Genomic DNA, 18,018 nt, shown 5'->3' on the forward strand with positions numbered 1-18,018 from the left:
ACGGCACCTCGCCGCGTTGTCGGAACATCCGCACACATCCAGTATGCGGACGTCCCTCCGCCTTGCGATGCACCGCATCTGACGCCGCACACCGGTCCACCAGGAGTTGCGGTACAGCCTTTACCCACCGATTCGAAGGAAGCGGACCTTGCTGGGGACCCATCGCCCTCTGTCCTTGTCCCAGGAACGCACCTGGCTGCTCGACCGAAGCGACACCGATCACGTCGGGCACCCCTGTCTGACCGTCGAGGTCGAAGGTCCGCTGGATTCGGTCGCTGTCGAGCGGGCACTCAACGCCTGCGTAGGCAGGCACGCCTTCCTGCGCACCTCCTTCGAGGAGGTCGAGGGGGCGCCCCGGCAGCGGACGGCACCGGCCGGTGTCTCCTGTGCTCTGGTCCTGACCGACCTGCGCGACCGCGCCCGGGCGGACGGTGCCGAAGAGGACCTCGCACGTCTGCTCGACGAGGACCGCCGAAGCCCCTTCGAAGCGGACCGGGCACCGCTCGTCCGAGCCAGGCTCGTACGCATCGGGGAGGAGCGGCACGTCCTGCAGGTCGTGCTGCATGCCCTGATCGCCGACGAGGAATCGGTTGCCGTGCTGGCCCGCGACCTGTCCATGGCCTACGCCGACGCGGACCGGTCCCTTCCGCCCCTGCCGGGCGGCTCCGAACCCTCCGGTCAGCCCCACCCCACGCACGACTCCCCCGGCTCCCCCGCGGCAGAATTCCGGCCCGGAAGCAGTCCGGCGGCGCCCTCACCCCTCGTACCGCGCTCCGACGCGAACGAGCCCGTCCCCGGTCCCGTCCGGGCGATCCCGTTCCGGCTCGAGCCCGACCTGGCGGACTGCCTGCGCGGTCTCGCCCGCGCTGACGGTGCCGATCTCACCGATCATCTGCTGGCCGGCGTGTTCCTCGCGGCAGCGCCGTTCGCTGAACCGGGCAGAGATGTCCTGCTGCACTGCTCCGTTCCCGCGGACCGCGAACCTCGGACCGCGATCGGCCCGTACACCGACGAGTTGCTCCTGCGGTTGCGTATCGACCCGGACGAATCCTTCCGTGCTCTTGTCCGGCACGTCGCAGAGCTGCGCGGAGCGGTCGAGAAGCACCGGGCCGATTTTCCGCCCACCGGCCCGGACACCACCGATGAGGATGCCGGACTCTTCGCAGGCGCGGGCGGCATCGCGTTCCGCATGCTCCCGGCCCCTCCGCTGCCGCACTTCGAGGGAGCGCGCAGCCGGGTACCGGCCCTGGCGCACCGGGACCCCGGCGCCCGTCTCACCTGGACGGTCGAGACCTCCACCGATGAGGCGCCGAGTGGCGATGTGAGCAGGCGATCCGGTGCCTGGAGCGCCGAGACGGCCGCGGCCCTGGCCGACATGTGGCTCCGGGCCCTCCGCGCCTTGGCGGAGGATCCCGACCGACCCGTCGGCTCCCTCTCCCTCACCCCTCCCGAGCACCTCCGACGGATCGCCGGGTGGAACCGCACCGCGCGCCCGCAGACCGGTCCGCCGACCATCGACGGACTGTTTCGGGACCAGGTGCGCGAACGTCCCGCGGCCGTCGCGCTCCAGGACGGCACGGGACAGTGGACCTACGCGGAACTCGACAGGTGGTCGGACAGCATCGCCGAGTCGCTGCGGACCGCGGGCGTCGCCCCGGACCGCCCCGTCGGCGTCCAACTGCACCGCTCGGCCGCCATGGTGGCCGCCATGCTGGGAGTACTGAAGGCCGGCGCCGGCTACCTCGTACTGGACCCCCGCTACCCCACCGAACGGCTCCGGCTGATGGCCGAGGATGCCGGAACGGCCGCCGTGCTGTACGCGGGTGATCCGCCCGGCTGGCCGGCCGCTTCGGGCATCCCCGCCGTGGCCCTCCGCTCCCCCGGCGCCGTGCCCGCGGCGGGGCCCGGCCGTCACGGCGATCCCGACGGGCTGGCGAACATCGTGTTCACCTCAGGATCCACCGGCCGCCCCAAGGGGGTAGCCATACCCCACAAGGCAGTCGCCCGTCTCGTCCGGGACACCGACTACGTCTCCCTGGGCCCGGAGGACGTTCTGGTGCACCTTGGCGACCCGTCGTTCGACATCACCACGCTGGAGGTCTGGGGCGCACTCTGCAACGGCGCGAGGCTGGTCGTGCTCCCCGGTGCGGAGCCGCTCGGGCCGGACGAGGTCATCGCCGCCGTCCGGACTCACCGCCCCACGGTGCTCTGCCTGACCGGCATGCTGTTCAACCGCGTGGTGGAGACCGATGCCACAGCCATGGCCCCACTCCGCTTCCTGTTCGTCGTCGGGGAGGTGATGAACCCCGCGGTCACCCGGCGGCTCATGGAACAGGGTGCTCCGCAGCATCTCCTGAACGGGTACGGGCCTTCCGAGAACACCACCTTCTCCGCGTGCCACCTGATCCGGACGCCGCCAAAACCCCTGGCGAACATTCCCATCGGCACGGCCATCACGAACACGTCCCTCCACGTCCTGGACGTCGGTCTCCACCCGCTCCCCATCGGAGCGCCCGGCGAGCTCTACGTCGGCGGGCAGGGCCTCGCCCGCGGATACGCCGGCCGGCCGGAACTGACTGCCGAACGATTCGTCCCCCACCCGTTCCCCGACATGCCCGGTGAGCGGCTGTACCGGACCGGGGACCTGGTCCGCCGACTGCCCACGGGCGAGCTGGAGTTCCTGGGGCGGGTGGACGACCAGGTCAAAATCCGCGGGTACCGCATCGAGCCCGGCGAGATCGAGGCCGCTCTCGCCGCGACCGGCCGGGTCACGGAGTCATCGGTGCGGGTCGTGGACGTCTCCGGGGACAAGCGTCTGGTCGCCTACGTGGTCCCGCAGGGCCCCCGGTCGGCGGATCCGGCCGTCCTGCGCTCCGAACTCGGCACGCGCCTGCCGGCTCATCTGATACCAAACCACTTCGTCACCCTCGACGCGCTCCCGGTCACGTCCAGCGGCAAGCTCGACGCCCGCGCTCTGCCCGGACTGGAGGCGGCCGAGGACCGGCCGGCGGCCGCGACCCCGCCGCGGAACGCCACCGAGCGCGCGCTCTGGCAGATCTGGTCCGAGCTGTTGGAGATCCAGGGGTTCGGCGTACACGACGACTTCTTCGCGATCGGCGGTCACTCCCTGCTCGCGAGCCGCGCCGTGATCGCCGTACGCACACAGCTGGGCGTCGATCTCGGTCTGCGGAACTTCTTCGACCGCCCCACCATCGCCGACCTGGCACCGCTCGTCGCCGCCGGCCCGGCCACGGCGGCGGACAGCCGACTCGACGCGCTCGCGGCCGAGTTGAGCCGACTCTCCGGTAACGACGGGGACGCCACACACACGAGGGAACCCCAGTGAATGATCTGACCGACCGCATCGCCTCGCTGCCCGTCGGCAAGCGCGCCGAGCTCCGTGAGCTCCTGTGGGAGCGTGGTATCCCGACGGCCGCGCTCAGGAAGCCCGACGAGGCCGTCCCGGCCTCTTTCACCCAGCGCCGTCTGGCCTTTCTCCAGGAACTCACGCCGGACAGCGCGGCCTACAACAGCCCCATGTCCTGCCGTCTGACCGGACCTCTCGATCCCGTGGCCCTGGAAGGGGCCCTCAACGACGTACTGGTCCGGCAGGCCGTCCTGCGCACCAGTCTTCCCGTCCGCGACGGGGTGGTGGTCCAACACGTCAACGCGCATACCCCTCGTGAATTACCCGTGACGGACCTCACGGGGCTCGGGGCGGAGGCGGCGCGCGCCGAAAGCATCCGGCTGGCCGAGCTCGAGCAACAGGTCCCCTTCGATCTGGCGAGCGGGCCGTTGGTGCGCTTCCACCTGCTCCTGGTCGCCGAGCAGGAGGCGGTACTGCTCCTGACCTTCCACCATGCCGTGTTCGACGGCTGGTCGATCAGTGTGTTCGTCCAGGACGTGGCCCACTGCTACGAGGCCCGCTCGTGCGGCAGGGCGGCAGCACTCGCTCCGCTGGGCCCGGACTACGCCGAGTACGCGCGGTGGCAGCAGGAGTGGGTCGAGAGCGACGAGGCCAAGGCACAGCTGGACTACTGGGTGGACCGCCTGGCCGGCGCCCCCGAGCTGTTGTCCCTGCCGCTGGACCATCGGCGCCCCGCACGACCCAGCACCGTCGGCGCAAGCGTGCGTGTGCTCCTCCCTCCCTCGGTCCGCGACGCCCTGGCCGACCTGGCCGCGCGGTCGGGCTGCACCCTTTTCATGGTCCTCCTCGCCGCGTTCCAGATAACGCTGAGCCGCTACAGCGGCCAGCAGGACATCGTCGTGGGAACCCCCGTGGCCGCCCGCCGCAGCGGCCATCTGCAGAACCTCGTCGGGTTCTTCGCGAACTCCGTGGCGCTGCGCTCCGAGGTCGACCCGCAGTTGCCGTTCGGCGAGTTCCTGAAGCAGGTGCGCGAAACCTGCCTGGCGGCCTACGACCACCAGGACATGCCACTGGACCTACTGGCCCAGCGACTGCATCCGGAACGCGACCTCGGCCGTAACCCGCTCTACCAGGTGAACTTCACGCTGCACAACACCCCCGAGCCCGTCGACACGGTGGGCGGGCTCACCCTCTCCCCGCTGACACTGGACCTGGACGCGGCCCGCTTCGATCTCGACCTCAACGTCTGGGACGGCGCCGACGGCCTCGACTGCCAGCTGATCCACGCGGTGGACCTGTTCGACGGAGCGACCGCGGAACGCGTCCTGGAGTCTCTGCGTGTGCTCGTGGACGGAGTGCTCGCGGATCCGGCCGCATCGCTGGCATCTCTGCCGGTGACCGCCCCAGCCGCCACCGCGGGCGTCGCCGCCGGTCTGTACGGGGCCGAGACGGCCCGTCCGGCCGACATGCGGGTGCACCGGCTGTTCGGCGAACAGGTCCGGCGCACCCCGGACGCCATCGCCGTGTCCTCCGGGCTCGGGGAGATGACGTACGCGGAACTGGACGCCGCCTCCGACCGCGCGGCCGCCCGCCTCACGGAGTTGGGCGTACGCGGCGGGACGACGACCGCGGTCCGGACGCGGCGTTCGCCGGCGCTCGTCGTGGCGCTCCTCGGCATCCTCAAAGCAGGTGGTGCCTACCTGCCGGTCGATCCCGGCCATCCGGCGTCCCGTACGGAGCAGATGCTCCAGGACAGCGGAGCCGTCCTGGTGGTGACGGAGGACGGCGGCGAGCCCCTGGCCGGGCTGCCGACCGTGGCCGCGGCGGCGCTGTCGGCCGGCACGGCCACGGTGGGAGCACGGCCCGCCCCGGGGGCGGCGGGCGACGACGCGGACATCATGTACCTGATCTATACGTCCGGTTCCACCGGCATTCCCAAGGCTGCGGTGCTCTCCCACCGGCAGGTCGCCAACTACCTGCTCTGGGCCGCTGACACCTTCGACGCCGCGGGGGGCAGTGGGGTGCCCGTCCACTCGTCGATCGGTTTCGATCTGACGGTCACCAGCCTGTTCGCTCCGCTGCTCAGCGGCCAGCGCCTGGTCCTTCTCGATGAGGAGGGGGCTCCGGGCGAGGCGCTGGTGCGTTCGGCGGAGTCCGCGCGCGACCTGAGTTTCGTCAAGTTGACGCCCTCCCACCTCAAGTTGCTCGAGGACGCTGCGGACCCGGACCGGGATGCGCCGTGGTCGCGCATTGCGGTGATCGGCGGCGAGGACCTGCGTGAGGAACAAGTTGCGGCATGGCGGGCAGGCGGAACGATTCGTCGCCTGTTCAACGAATACGGCCCCACCGAGACCGCGGTCGCCTGCGCGGCGCACGAGGACGACGGCCGGCCGACGCCCTCGGGGGCCGTCCCCATCGGGCGCCCCATCCCCCACACCCAGCTGTACGTTCTGGACCCGCTGATGAACCCGGTTCCCGTGGGTGCGCCCGGCGAGCTCCACGTGGGCGGAGCCGGCGTCTCGTACGGCTACTGGAAGCGCCCCGAGCTGACCGCCGAACGGTTCGTCCCGGATCCCTTCAAAGGCGGTGGAGCCCGCCTCTACCGGACGGGTGACCTGGCCCGCGTCCTGCGGGACGGCTCGCTGGAATACCTCGGCCGGCTCGACGACCAGGTGAAGATCCGAGGCCACCGGATCGAGCTCGGCGAAGTCACGTCCGTGCTGTCGGCGATGCCCGGCGTACGGCAGGCGCTCGTGGAGGTGGACCGCCGTGTTCCCGGCAACGCGGAACTCGTCGCCTTCCTCGAGATCGGCCCCGAGGATCCTGGCCCGGCGGACCGCGGCGACTCGGCCGACGGCCTCCTGGACCGCTGGCGCGACTTGTACCAGGACACCTACGCGGACCTCGGTGCTTCCCCGGGCGCCGACCCGTCGTTCAACCTCGCCGGGTGGACCAGCAGTTACACGGGAGGCCCGATCGACCCGTCCGAGATGTCGCAGTGGCTGGACTCGACGGTGCACCGGATCACGGCGCTGGAACCCCGTCACGCCCTGGAGATCGGCTGCGGAACCGGCATGATCCTCTCCCGCGTCGCCCCGGCCTGCGAGACGTTCCACGGCACCGACCAGTCCGCACCGGCCATCCAGTACGTGCGGGACACGGTCGTCCCCGCCGTCCCGGTTCCCGACGGCGCCGTGTCGCTCGCCGCGGCACCCGCGCACCGGAGCATCCGGGCGGGGCGACGGTACGACACCGTCGTCCTCAACTCCGTCGTCCAGTATTTCCCGTCGGCCGAGTATCTGCGCGAAGTGCTGACGCAAGCGGTGTCCGCGCTGTCCGAGGGCGGCCGGGTGTTCGTCGGCGACGTCCGAAGCCTCGGGCTCCTGGAGGCCTTCCACGCGTCGGTCCTCGCCCACCGGGCGCAGCCCGGCACCAAGGCCGGCCGGTTGCGTGCCGAACTGCGGCGCCAGGTCGCCCTGGAACCCGAACTCTGCCTGGATCCGGGCTTCTTCCACGGTCTTCGCGAAACACTGCCGCGGATCACCGGTGTCAGCGTCCTGCCGAAGAGGGGACGGTACGACAACGAACTCAGCGTGTTCCGTTACGACGTCGTACTCACCGTCGACGGCGCTCCCCGGCCGGCACCGGCGGGCACGGACTGGAGTGCGGCCGGGATGGACCTGGCGGCACTGGAGAAGCAGCTGTCCGAGGGCGGGCCCGCCGATGGCACGCTCGCCTTCTCCGGCGTGCCGAACGCCCGTACCCGTACGACGATCGCCTTCCGTGACGCACTTGCCCACGCACTCCCGCAGACCCCCGTGGAGGAGGTCCGGGCCCGCGCCGAAGATGCCACGGGGGAGGCGGGAGTGCACCCCGAGGACCTGTGGGAGCTCGCCGAGCGGTACGGGATCGAGGCCGGGGTGACCTGGGACACCGGGAGCGCCGACGGCAGCTTCGACGTCGTGCTGCGCCGGCCTGCCGGCGAACGGGCCGGGAGTCCTGCCCCGGCGCACGCCACCGGCACAGCCCCGGCGCGGCGGACCACCGCCAATGAACCACTGTGGCAGGCCAGGAGCGCGGCACGGATCTCGGCGGTCGAGGAACGCGCGCGGGAGATCCTCCCGCCCGCTCTCGTCCCTGCCCGCTTCCTGCCGCTGCCGCAGTTCCCGCTCACCCGGAACGGCAAGGTGGACCGTGCCGAGCTGCGGCAGGACCTGGCCCTGACGGTCGGCAGGACGACCGGTCAGGCGCCCGCGGTGGAGCCGCTGACGCCCACCGAGGTACGGATCGCCGCGATCTGGACCGAGCTGCTGGGTCGCGACGGTATCCGGTCCGACTCCGACTTCTTCAATCTCGGAGGCCACTCTCTGCTCAGCTTCCAGCTGGTGTCCCGGCTCCGCGAGGAGTTCGGCGCCGACGTACCCATCCGCGCCCCCTTCGAAGCGCCGGTGCTGCGTGACCTCGGCCGGATGCTGGACGGGCTGGGGGTCACGGATCCCGCGCCGAGGACCCCGGCCCTGCCCCCGCTGGTACCGGTGCCGCGCACCCAGCGGACGGTGCCCTCCTTCGCGCAGGAACGCATGTGGTTCACCACTCAGCTGGACCCTGAGAGCAGGCAGTACAACTACGGCACCTACCTGCGGCTGACCGGCACGCTCCACATCGGTCATCTGGAGCACGCCCTGAACCAGGTGACGGGTCGCCACGAGGTGCTGCGCACGCTCATCAGGTCGGACGAGGGCGTCGCCTACCAAATGGTCCTGCCCCAGGCACCGGCCACGCTGCCCGTCCTGGACCTCACCGGCCTTCCGGACGACCTGCGCGAGCGGGTCGCACGGCGGCTCGCCCGCGAGCAGTACGACCAGCGGATCGACCTGGCGCACCCGCCGGTCGTACGCGTGAACCTGCTCCGGCTCGCCGCCGACGAGCACGTCCTGCTGCTCACCACCCATCACATCGCGCTGGACGGCTGGTCGGTGGGGCTGCTCGTGTGCGAGATCACGGAGTGCTACGCGGCCCTGTGCGAGGGCCGTCCGCATGAACCGGCCGTGCTCCCCGTGCAGTACGCGGACTATGCGGTGTGGCAGCGCTCCCTGCGCGACGGCGGCCAGTACGACCGCATGCTTTCCTACTGGCGGACGCAGCTGGACGGCATCCTGTCCCTCCCCGCCGTGCCGCTGGACCGCCCCCGGCCGGCCGGCACCGCGCACCGCGGCGGGACCCTGCCGTTCCGGATCGACGAAGCGGTGGCAGACCGGTTGCGGGCGCTGTGCAAGGAAGAGGACATCACTCTCTTCATGGCGTTCCTGGCCGTCACCCACACGCTGCTGGCCGAGCTGACCGACGGGACGGACGTGGTCGTGGGCGCGGATGTCGCCGGCCGGTCGGACGCCGCCGTGGAGAATCTGATCGGGTTCTTCGTCAACCAGGTGGTACTGCGGGGCGACCTGTCCGGTGAACCCACCTGGCTGGAGCTGCTGCGGAGGACGAAAGCCCTCACCGTGGACGCCTATGCCCACCAGGACCTGCCCTTCGAGGACGTGGTCAAGGCGCTGAACCCACGTCGCGGAAGCAATCAGAGCCCGCTCTTCCAGCTGAAGCTCACGCTGGACAACACTCCTCAGCACCAGCAGGACCTGCCCGGCCTGGAGGTCGAACCGTTCGTGGTCGACATCGCCGACACCAGCCGGTTCGACCTGACCGTCCGGCTACGGGAGGACCGTGCGGGCATCGACGCGTTCTGGGAGTACGACGCCGAACTCTTCGAAGAGTCGACGGTCCAGAGGATGCAGCGCCGGTTCGTCGAACTGGTCGGCAACCTCACCTCGGAGCCAGGATCGCCCGCCGTCCGAGCCCAGGAGGGATGAGAGATGACGTCCGCCACTCCCCCCGTCCACCGGCACCCCTATGGCGACACCCTGACCGGGGTGCTGCGCCACCAGGCTGCTTCCTTCCCCGACCGGGTCGTATACACAGAGCTGGCGCAGGACGGCAGCGAGCTCGCGAGCATCACCTACGGTGCGTTCGAACGACGGGTGAGAGCCGTGGCCGCGGAGATCCAGCGGAGCAGTCGGCCCGGGGAACGCGCCCTGGTGTTCCTGCCTCCCGGCCTGGACTTCATCACGGCCTTCTTCGCCTGCTCCTTCGCCGGCGTCATCGCGGTCCCCGTGCCGTATCCGGACTCCCCGTTCGGGAACCGGCGGCAGGAAAACCGGCTCCGGCAGATCGTGAAGGACGCCGACCCGTCCGTGATCCTCACCACGGCCAAGTACGCCTCCGAAGCCGAGGACGGACCCCTGGGTATCACGGCGAGGGCGGTCGACGTGCCGGCCGTCGCCACGGAACTGGCCGACACGTGGCGGGACACGCGGAGCACGGCGGAGACGGTGGCGCTGCTGCAGTACACATCGGGGTCGACGAGCGCTCCCAAAGGGGTCGTGCTGACCCAGAGCAACATGACGGACAACTTCGCCGGACTCACGGGCAGCCTCGCACGGCACACCTGGCTCTCCGGCAGCGGCTCCGACTTCACCAGCGTCACCTGGCTGCCGCCCTTCCACGACATGGGCCTGGCCACCCTGATCTTCCCGGTCCTCGTCGGCGGCCACTGCGTCCTCATGTCCCCCACCACCTTCCTGATGCGCCCGGCACGGTGGCTGGAGGTGATGTCGTCCTACCGGGCCCAGATGACCACGGGACCCAATTTCGCCTTCGACCTGTGTGTGGATCGGATCGCGCCGCGCGACCGGACCGGCCTCGACCTGAGTCGCTGGGAGGTCGCCATCTGCGGCGCCGAACCCGTGCGCGCCTCGACCCTGGCCCGGTTCACGCAGGCCTTCGCCCCCCACGGCTTCCGTCCGTCGGTCTTCATGCCGAGTTACGGGCTGGCCGAGGCCAACGTGTTCGCGACCGGCACGCACGGCCCCCACGAGGTCGCCCGTCTCGACGTGGAGGCGCTGGAACAGCAGGGAGTCGTGCGGGAGGCCGAGAACGGCGGGCCTGCCCGAAGCGTGGTCTCCTGCGGCCGGCCGCCGGGAAACGCCCTGGTCCGGATCGTCGACCGGGAGACCGGACAACCGAGCCCGCCCGACCGTGTGGGCGAGATCTGGCTGGCGGGCGCCAATGTGGCCCGCGGCTACTGGCGCGATCCGGAGGCGACCCGGTCCGCGTTCGGTGCGGTGCTGCCCGGGGAGGAGAACGCCTTCCTGCGGACCGGCGATCTCGGCTTCCTGCGGGACGGACAGCTCTACGTCACGGGACGCGCGGACGACCTGATCATCATCGACGGGCGCAACATGTACCCGCAGGACCTCGAGCTGACCGTGACCGCGAGCCATCCGGCCGTCAATGCCGGCGTGGCGGCGGTGTTCACGGTTCCGGGCGACGGCGACGAGGAAGTCCGGGTGGTCGCCGTGGCAGAGATGGCGCAGCGGCGCCGCACGACGGATCCGGCCGGGACAGCGGCCGTTCCGGCCCGCCGCGAGGTGGTGCTGGCGGTGCGCCGTGAGGTGGCCGAGGAACACCAGGTCGGGCTCGGCGACGTCGTACTTCTCACCCCGGGCCGCCTCCCGCGGACGACGAGCGGAAAGGTCCAGCGCCGCGAGACCCGGCGGCTCTATCTCAGTGGTGGGCTCGATGCCTGGCTTTGGTCCGGGGAATCCGCCGTGGGAGGAACCCGTGCCTGAAGTCGCTCTGGTGAAGAAGCGGTCACCGGCGATCCACATCTGCTCGGCGGGGCCGGCCACGAAGCGCCGGCAAGCGCCACGGCCACCGGAGAGGTGCCCGGCATCGGCTTCCTCACCCGCGGGCTGAGGTCGCACGACCTCCGCGGATGTCCTGGTCCCTCAGGGCGGCCCACAGAAAATACGCGACACCGCGACACCGTCCAGACTTCACCATCATCGTCAAAGGCCACGCGCCGACTCCGGCCTGCCCGGGGTGTGAACACACGAGGGGGAATGCAGATGGAGCTGGAACTCGCCGAAATCCTTTACGCGACCGACCGTGAGGCCGCCTTCGAGGAGCTGCGCCGGGGACCACGAGTGCGGTCGGCTCGCTACCTGGACGGAACACCCTTGCACATAGTGACCGGCCACGCCGAGATCAGCACCGTGCTCACCGACCCCCGTTTCAGTATCGACCCGAACAAGCAGACACGACTCGACGTCGAGTCGGCGACCGGGCTCCCGCCCGACGTGCAGAATTACCTCCTGTACACACTGGGGACAAGCGATCCTCCTGATCACACCCGGCTGCGCCGGCTCGTCTCACGGGGCTTCACCCCTCGCCGGGTGAACGCACTGCGCCCCCGCGTGCAGCGGATCACCGACCTCCTCGTCGATGGCCTGGCCGCGGGCGACAGCGAAGTCGATCTCATCGAGGACTTCACGCACCCCCTGTCCCTCCAGGTGATCTGCGAACTGCTGGGAGTGCCGACCGAGGACCACGGACACTGGGAGGTGTGGGCCAAGGGCATGGCCACCCCCCAGCGGGCCGTCGTTGTCGACAGTGCGCGCGGGCTCATCCGCTACATCAGCGACCTCATCGAGACGAAGCGCAAGGACGGCGGTGACGACCTCCTGTCCGAGCTGATCACGGTACGCGACGACGGATCGGGACGGCTGAGCGACGAGGAGCTGGTCGCCCTGTCCCTCAGCATTCTCCTGGCCGGCCTGGAAACCACATCCGGCCTTGTCTCCGAGGGGATGTACCACCTGCTGCGGAGGCCCGAGTCCGCCGCGGCGCTGCGGGCCGACCCCACGCTCATCCCGCAGGCGGTCGAGGAGTTCCTGCGCTATTGCGGGCCGGTCGATGTCGGCATGTTGCGCTTCACGCTGGAACCTGTCGAGCTCGGCGGCGTCATGCTGCCGGCCGGTGAACCGGTGCAAGTCGTCTACGGAGCGGGAAACCGCGACGTTCTGCGGTTCGCGGAGCCGAACACGCCCGACCTGAAGCGCACGGACAATCCCCATCTGGCCTTCGGCCATGGCATTCACTACTGCCTGGGCGCGGCCCTGGCACGTCTGGAGGCGCACGTCGCCTTCGAGTCGGTCCTGCGCCGCCTCCCCCGGATGGAGCTCGCCGCACCGGACGAGGCTCCTGGGTGGCTACCCGGAGTCGGACGCGCCCTTGCGTCCCTCCGGGTACGGCCGAACGGAAGTGCGTGCTAGCCCGCCCCCACCAGGACCGTGACGAACGGGTCGGGCCCGCAGCCGAGGTGACGCCGGGGAGCCATCCGTGGCCATGATCTTGTGATGGTGCCGGATTCCGCTGCCGGGGCCAAGAAGTACGTCCCAGGTGGCGCGGTAGTTGCACGGCCGGTGGCCCGGCAGTTGTGCGGCCGGTAGCGCGGTAGTCGTGCGGCCGGTGGCCCGGTAGTTGTGCGGCCGGTCCACCGCACGCCCCACCGGTCTGCCGGTCGTGCCCGTTTCCCGCGGCACCGCGCCGCGCCATCTGCGACGCCTGCCGCTGCCCGAGCAGGCGGTCTCGCGCCGGAGACCGCCTGCTCGGGCGATGTCGCCCTGAGCCGCCGCGACCTCTACGCACCGCATGGACGAGAAGGAGCGGAGACGGGCGTCGTCCCGGACAGCGGTTCGACCCCGCCAGGGTTCGACCGGGCGACTTCCACGGGAAGTACGGAACCCCGCGCCGGACGAGCGTCCCGACCTCGTCCCTGCGCCCAGCTCATCCGCGACGTGGGCCTCCGCCGCGTCGTCACCGCGTGGAGCGAACCTCGAATTCAGGAACTTCGTGGAACGGCCGCAGACGACCGCGGCATGAATCATGAACAGGGTGGCGGACCTGCCTCAAAGTTCGAGATCATCAGATCATGTCGGATGACACGCCAGGACATGGCCTCCCAGCCGGCTTCGGGTTCCGGCCGTATCGGGGCGACGAGGACCACGGCCCCATGGCCGCGGTGCGGCTGGAATGTGCCGAACGGGACCGGGTCGACGCCCGTTCTGTTGTGGAAGGGCTCCCGACGGCCGCCGAGATCGCCGAAGCCTCTGCCAAGCTGGACGAGCCGTCCAAGAACCAGGTTCTGGTGGTGCGCGACGGGAGCGTCGTCGGCTACTCGACGGTCCGGTGGTGGCAGGAGCGAGACGAAACGTGGCTGTACCTGCACCGCGGTTACCTCTTGCCCGAGCATCGCGACCAGGGCATCGGATCAGCCATGCTGCGCTGGGCCGAAGAGCGGATCCGCCGGCTCGTCGAGAAACATGGCACGGCGCGGACCGCAGTGATCGGTGCGAACGCCATGATCTCCGAGCAGGACGCCACGGCGCTTCTGCTCGCAGCCGGCTACCGACGTGTCTTCGGTCTGGTCGAGCTGGAGCTGGGCGATCTGGAGCAGTTGCCCGAGCCGGGCAGTGAACTCCCTGCCGGGATACGGACGGGGCCGATCGGGACCGGCCACTACCGCGCGGCCTGGAGGACGGTCGTCGATTCGTATGCGGACACCGGTTTCACTCAGAAATGGTCCTTCCAGGACTTTGTCGCCACCGCCAACCCGGCATGTTGGAGGGCTGCCTGGAACGGGCAGGACATGCTCGGCGTGGCCCTCTGCTCCATCCGGGGCCACGACCACACCGTGGGCGAGGTCGAAGAGCTGAGTGTCCGAACGGACCAGCGACGCCTCGGAATCGGCCGGATCCTGCTGCTGGACGGGCTGCGAAGCCTTCGCGAGCAGGGTGCGACGACTGCCAGGTTGTTCACGGGCACGGCAAATCCGCACCGATCCTACGATCTTTACGAGAGCGTGGGGTTCCGGAGACAGAACGAGTACGTCCGCTACCGCAAGCCGCTCGCTTGATCGACCGGGGGAGCCCGGGCGAGGAGGCCCCCGAGGGACCGACGTACGGCAAAGACTCGCAACGATAGGATGATTCGAGGTCGAAGCGAACAGGGAGAGCACATGGACTCGCCGGCGCGCCGCAACGAGACGTATTTCGCGTTCATCGAGGCGGCCAACCTGCTCCAGGCGCTCATGGAGGAGCAGACCAAGCGCGACGGCGGCATCAGCTACCTGCAGTTCGTCCTGCTCGCCCGCCTCGCCGGGGCCCCCGACGGCCGTATGCGCATGACCGATCTCGCGGACAGCACCGTGCACAGCCGCAGCGGCCTCAGCTATCAGGGGCGCTTGCTGGAGGACGCCGGCCTGATCGAACGCGTCCCCTCGACGGACGACGAACGTTCCGTCACCGCGGTCATCACCGAGACCGGACACGCCACTCTCGAACGCGTGCTGCCCGGCCACGTCGAAGTCGTCGAACAGGGCATGTTCTCCGTACTCGACGACAGTCAGCTCGACGCGCTCTCGGACGGACTCACCGCCGTGCGCGACCGTCTGCGCACACTCGTCCCCTCCGCCGCCCAACGCCGCAAGAAGCGCGCCTGACGGAGGGAGTCGGCGCCGGGACGGTCACCCGCGTCGGTGCCCGAACCGAGGGCGCGGCGACCTGGCCCAGCCCGTGTGCACCGGGGCGAGCAGGCCGATGCTCCGCAGCCGCCGCCCGACGACGCACCTCCCCGACCCGGTGCGGCTCAACGCCCCAGGTCGACGAGCTCGGGGACCGGTCGCGGCGGGAAAGTGCCGGCCCCTGGCACAAGGAATGACCTTGGTCAGGATCTCGTGGCGACGGGGTCCACGGGAGAGCGCAGTCCGGCGGCGGCGTCGGCGACACGCTGGGCGAGGTGCAGGAACAGAGTCTGCTCCTCGGGGGTCAGCGGCGCGAAGAACACCTGGTTCATCCGCGCCGTACGTACGGTCAGCTTGCGGTGGGCACGTCGTCCGGCGTCGGTGAGACACAGGAGGAAGCGCCGTCCGTCCTGCGGGTCACGGACCTTGTCGAGGAATCCGCGGCGGATGAGCCGGCTGATCACCTCGGCGACGGTGGAGCGGTCGAGGCCGACCCGCTCCCCCACGGTGCGCTGGTCAAGTCCGGATTCGGCAACGAGCGTGTTGAGTACGGCGAACTGAGGCGACGTGATCTCCTCGGAGACCATCGCGTTCCACAGCAGGTGGTGTGCCTGCTGGAGCCGCCGGGCAAGGTGCCCCGGGTGGGACGTCAGGTCCACCGCCGCCATCTGCGCTCCTCGGAACCTGGCGCCACACCGGCCGCCCGTCACGGAAATCCATCTGTGCACTGAACAGTAGCAGGCGACGTGCGGCGTAGATCGGCTGCATCGACCAACTCACTCAGTTCCGCTGCCCAGTTGCACCTCTTGACTCCCCCTCGACCACGTGGCAGCGTACGAACCTCCCAGTTACTCAGTGCACTGACTAATTTGGACACAAGAGAGGGACCGTGGCGATGGACAAGGTGGTGCCGACAGCGGCCGAGGCGGTGGCGGACGTGCCCGACGGGGCCTCGCTGGCAGTCGGCGGATTCGGGCTCAGTGGCGTTCCGACCGTGCTGATCGATGCGCTGCACGAGCGCGGCACCGGCAGGCTGGGCGTGGTCTCCAACAACTGCGGGGCGCTGGATTCGGGACTCGCGAAGCTCTTGGCGGCGGGCCGGATCGCGCGCGTGACGGGGTCCTACATCGGCGCGAACAGGGAGTTCGCCCGCCAGTACCTGGCCGGCGAGGTGGAGGTCGAGATGATCCCGCAGGGGACGCTGGCCGAGCGGCTGCGCGCCGGCGGGTCCGGGATTCCCGCGTTCTACACCCCTGCCGGTGTGGGCACGCAGGTCGCCGACGGCGGACTGCCCTGGCGCTACGACGGAAAGGGCGGGATCGCTCTGGCTTCGCCGCCCAAGGAGGTCCGCGACTTCGACGGCACCGAGTACGTGCTGGAGCGCGGCATCCGGACCGACTTCGCCCTCGTACGGGCAGCACGGGGCGACCGGCACGGAAACCTCGTGTTCAACAAGTCCTCGCGGAACTTCAACCCCCTGGCCGCGATGGCCGGGCGCATCACGATCGCCGAGGTCGAGGAACTCGTCGAGACGGGCGAGATCGATCCGGACGCGGTTCACCTGCCGGGCATCTTCGTGCAGCGGGTCGTCGCCCTCACGCCGGAACAGGCGGCGGACAAGCGGATCGAAAAGCGGACGGTGAGCGGCTGATGGCCTGGACACGCGAGGAAATGGCCGCCCGCGCGGCCCGCGAGTTGAAGGACGGCCAGTACGTCAACCTGGGGATCGGACTGCCGACGCTGATTCCCAACCACCTCCCGGTGGACGTCGAGGTGATTCTCGAGTCGGAGAACGGCATCCTCGGTACCGGTCCGTATCCGGCCGAAGAGCGGGTCGACGCGGATCTGATCAACGCGGGCAAGGAGACCGTCACGGTCCTGCCGGGGGCGTCCTTCTTCGACTCGTCCCTGTCGTTCGCCATGATCCGGGGCGGCCACATCGACGTCGCCGTCCTCGGCGCCATGCAGGTCTCCGCACGTGGGGATCTGGCGAACTGGGCCGTCCCCGGCAAGATGATCACGGGCATCGGCGGAGCGATGGATCTCGTGCACGGCGCCCGCTCCGTCATCGTGGTCATGACGCACACCACGAAGGACGGCGCCCCGAAGATCCTCGACGCGTGCACGCTGCCGCTGACAGGCAGAGCGTGCGTGAACCGGATCATCACCGACCTCGGGGTCCTGGAGGTGACCCGCAACGGGCTGACGCTCGTGGAGAGGGCGCCCGGCGTCACCGTGGACGAGATCCTCGCGAAGACCGCCGCCAAGGTCCGCTCCGCGGCCCGACCCGGAGAGCGTGCGCAACCCGGAGAGCGTGCCCAACCCGGAGAGCGTTCCGAACCCGCAGAGCGTGCCCGACCCGCAGAGAGTGCCGGGCCCCGCACGACGTGAGCCCGTTCAGCGTTTCGTACCGAAGCCACGATTCGACGCATCCGGACGAAGGAGTTCGGCAACCCATGCCGCTGACCCAGTACGACATCGACCAGGAGATGGCGGCCGAGCGCGCCGCCTACCAGAAGCGGCTCGCCGGCGGTGCCCCGGTCGAGCACCACCCGCGCCGCGACTACGCCCCCTACCGCTCCTCGGCACTGCGCCATCCGCGGCGGCCACTGGTCACCATCGACGCCTCCAAGGACCCGGAAATGGTGGAACTGGCTTCCCCCGCGTTCGGTGAGCGGGACATCACGGAGATCGACAACGACCTGACCCGCCAACACCTCGGCGAGCCGATCGGCGAACGCATCACCGTCGGGGGACGGCTGCTCGACCGCGACGGGCGCCCGATCCGCGGGCAGCTCATCGAGATCTGGCAGGCCAACTCGGCAGGTCGCTACGCCCACCGGCGCGAGCAGCACGACGCCCCGCTCGACCCCCACTTCACCGGCGTGGGCCGCACCCTGAGCGACGACGAGGGCCGCTACCGCTTCACCACCGTCCAGCCGGGCCCGTACCCGTGGCGCCAGCACCTCAACGCCTGGCGGCCGGCCCACATCCACTTCTCCGTGTTCGGCACGGCGTTCACCCAACGGCTGGTGACCCAGATGTACTTCCCCGGAGATCCGCTCTTCCCCTACGACCCGATCATCCAGTCGGTGACGGACGACGCGGCCCGGCAGCGGCTCGTCGCGACCTATGACCACGCCCTCTCGGTCCCGGAGTTCTCGATGGGCTACCACTGGGACATCGTGCTCGACGGACCGCGGGCCACCTGGATGGAAGAGGGGCGCTGATC

The 18,018-nt window shown here is 70.1% G+C and carries 10 protein-coding genes; 9 read left to right on the top strand and 1 reads right to left on the bottom strand.

Annotation, left to right across the window (positions count from 1 at the left end):
- Positions 1-148 precede the first annotated feature (148 nt).
- From OHA55_RS00565 to OHA55_RS00590, 6 genes are all read left to right on the top strand, one after another.
- A complete protein-coding gene (locus OHA55_RS00565; protein WP_266701690.1) occupies positions 149-3,346 on the top strand; it encodes an amino acid adenylation domain-containing protein in 3,198 nt (1,065 codons plus the stop codon).
- Entirely contained in the window at positions 3,343-9,234 is a 5,892-nt protein-coding gene (locus tag OHA55_RS00570; protein ID WP_266701691.1) for a non-ribosomal peptide synthetase, read from the top strand. The genes OHA55_RS00565 and OHA55_RS00570 overlap by 4 nt, the downstream gene beginning before the upstream one ends.
- A gap of 3 nt (positions 9,235-9,237) precedes the next feature.
- A complete protein-coding gene (locus OHA55_RS00575; RefSeq protein WP_266701693.1) occupies positions 9,238-11,052 on the top strand; it encodes a fatty acyl-AMP ligase in 1,815 nt (604 codons plus the stop codon).
- 273 nt (positions 11,053-11,325) lie between these two features.
- Positions 11,326-12,537: a cytochrome P450 gene (locus tag OHA55_RS00580; protein ID WP_266701695.1), complete on the top strand. Its 1,212-nt coding sequence runs from the start codon at positions 11,326-11,328 to the stop codon at positions 12,535-12,537.
- 659 nt (positions 12,538-13,196) lie between these two features.
- Entirely contained in the window at positions 13,197-14,180 is a 984-nt protein-coding gene (locus OHA55_RS00585) for a GNAT family N-acetyltransferase (RefSeq protein WP_266701697.1), read from the top strand.
- Between the two features lie 102 nt (positions 14,181-14,282).
- Positions 14,283-14,765, top strand: coding sequence for a MarR family winged helix-turn-helix transcriptional regulator (locus tag OHA55_RS00590; protein ID WP_266701698.1), 483 nt, complete (start codon positions 14,283-14,285; stop codon positions 14,763-14,765).
- A gap of 224 nt (positions 14,766-14,989) precedes the next feature.
- Here OHA55_RS00590 and OHA55_RS00595 read toward each other — a convergent pair whose 3' ends face one another.
- The gene (locus OHA55_RS00595) at positions 14,990-15,454 is read right to left on the bottom strand and encodes a MarR family winged helix-turn-helix transcriptional regulator (protein ID WP_266701700.1); all 465 of its coding nucleotides are present in this window, start codon (positions 15,452-15,454) and stop codon (positions 14,990-14,992) included.
- A 227-nt stretch (positions 15,455-15,681) separates the two neighbouring features.
- On the opposite strand from OHA55_RS00595, the gene OHA55_RS00600 reads away from it, so the two are divergent.
- From OHA55_RS00600 to pcaH, 3 genes are all read left to right on the top strand, one after another.
- Positions 15,682-16,437 (top strand): CoA transferase subunit A, encoded by a 756-nt coding sequence (locus OHA55_RS00600; protein WP_266710373.1) that lies wholly within the window; start codon positions 15,682-15,684, stop codon positions 16,435-16,437.
- Positions 16,437-17,177, top strand: coding sequence for a CoA transferase subunit B (locus OHA55_RS00605; RefSeq protein ID WP_266701702.1), 741 nt, complete (start codon positions 16,437-16,439; stop codon positions 17,175-17,177). The genes OHA55_RS00600 and OHA55_RS00605 overlap by 1 nt, the downstream gene beginning before the upstream one ends.
- A 65-nt stretch (positions 17,178-17,242) precedes the next feature.
- Positions 17,243-18,016, top strand: a complete 774-nt coding sequence (pcaH, locus tag OHA55_RS00610) for a protocatechuate 3,4-dioxygenase subunit beta (protein WP_266701704.1) — start codon at positions 17,243-17,245, stop codon at positions 18,014-18,016.
- The last annotated feature ends 2 nt before the right edge of the window (positions 18,017-18,018 follow it).

The sequence above is a fragment of the Streptomyces sp. NBC_00102 genome (assembly GCF_026343115.1).
Lineage (GTDB): Bacteria > Actinomycetota > Actinomycetes > Streptomycetales > Streptomycetaceae > Streptomyces.

Bases quoted from the DNA above. Each gene is read 5' to 3' on its own strand.
- OHA55_RS00575 (WP_266701693.1), top strand. From the start codon at position 9,238: ATGACGTCCGCCACTCCCCCCGTCCACCGGCACCCCTATGGCGACACC.
- OHA55_RS00580 (WP_266701695.1), top strand. From the start codon at position 11,326: ATGCAGATGGAGCTGGAACTCGCCGAAATCCTTTACGCGACCGACCGT.
- OHA55_RS00585 (WP_266701697.1), top strand. From the start codon at position 13,197: ATGTCGGATGACACGCCAGGACATGGCCTCCCAGCCGGCTTCGGGTTC.
- OHA55_RS00590 (WP_266701698.1), top strand. From the start codon at position 14,283: ATGGACTCGCCGGCGCGCCGCAACGAGACGTATTTCGCGTTCATCGAG.
- OHA55_RS00595 (WP_266701700.1), bottom strand. From the start codon at position 15,454: ATGGCGGCGGTGGACCTGACGTCCCACCCGGGGCACCTTGCCCGGCGG.
- OHA55_RS00600 (WP_266710373.1), top strand. From the start codon at position 15,682: ATGGACAAGGTGGTGCCGACAGCGGCCGAGGCGGTGGCGGACGTGCCC.
- OHA55_RS00605 (WP_266701702.1), top strand. From the start codon at position 16,437: ATGGCCTGGACACGCGAGGAAATGGCCGCCCGCGCGGCCCGCGAGTTG.
- pcaH (WP_266701704.1), top strand. From the start codon at position 17,243: ATGCCGCTGACCCAGTACGACATCGACCAGGAGATGGCGGCCGAGCGC.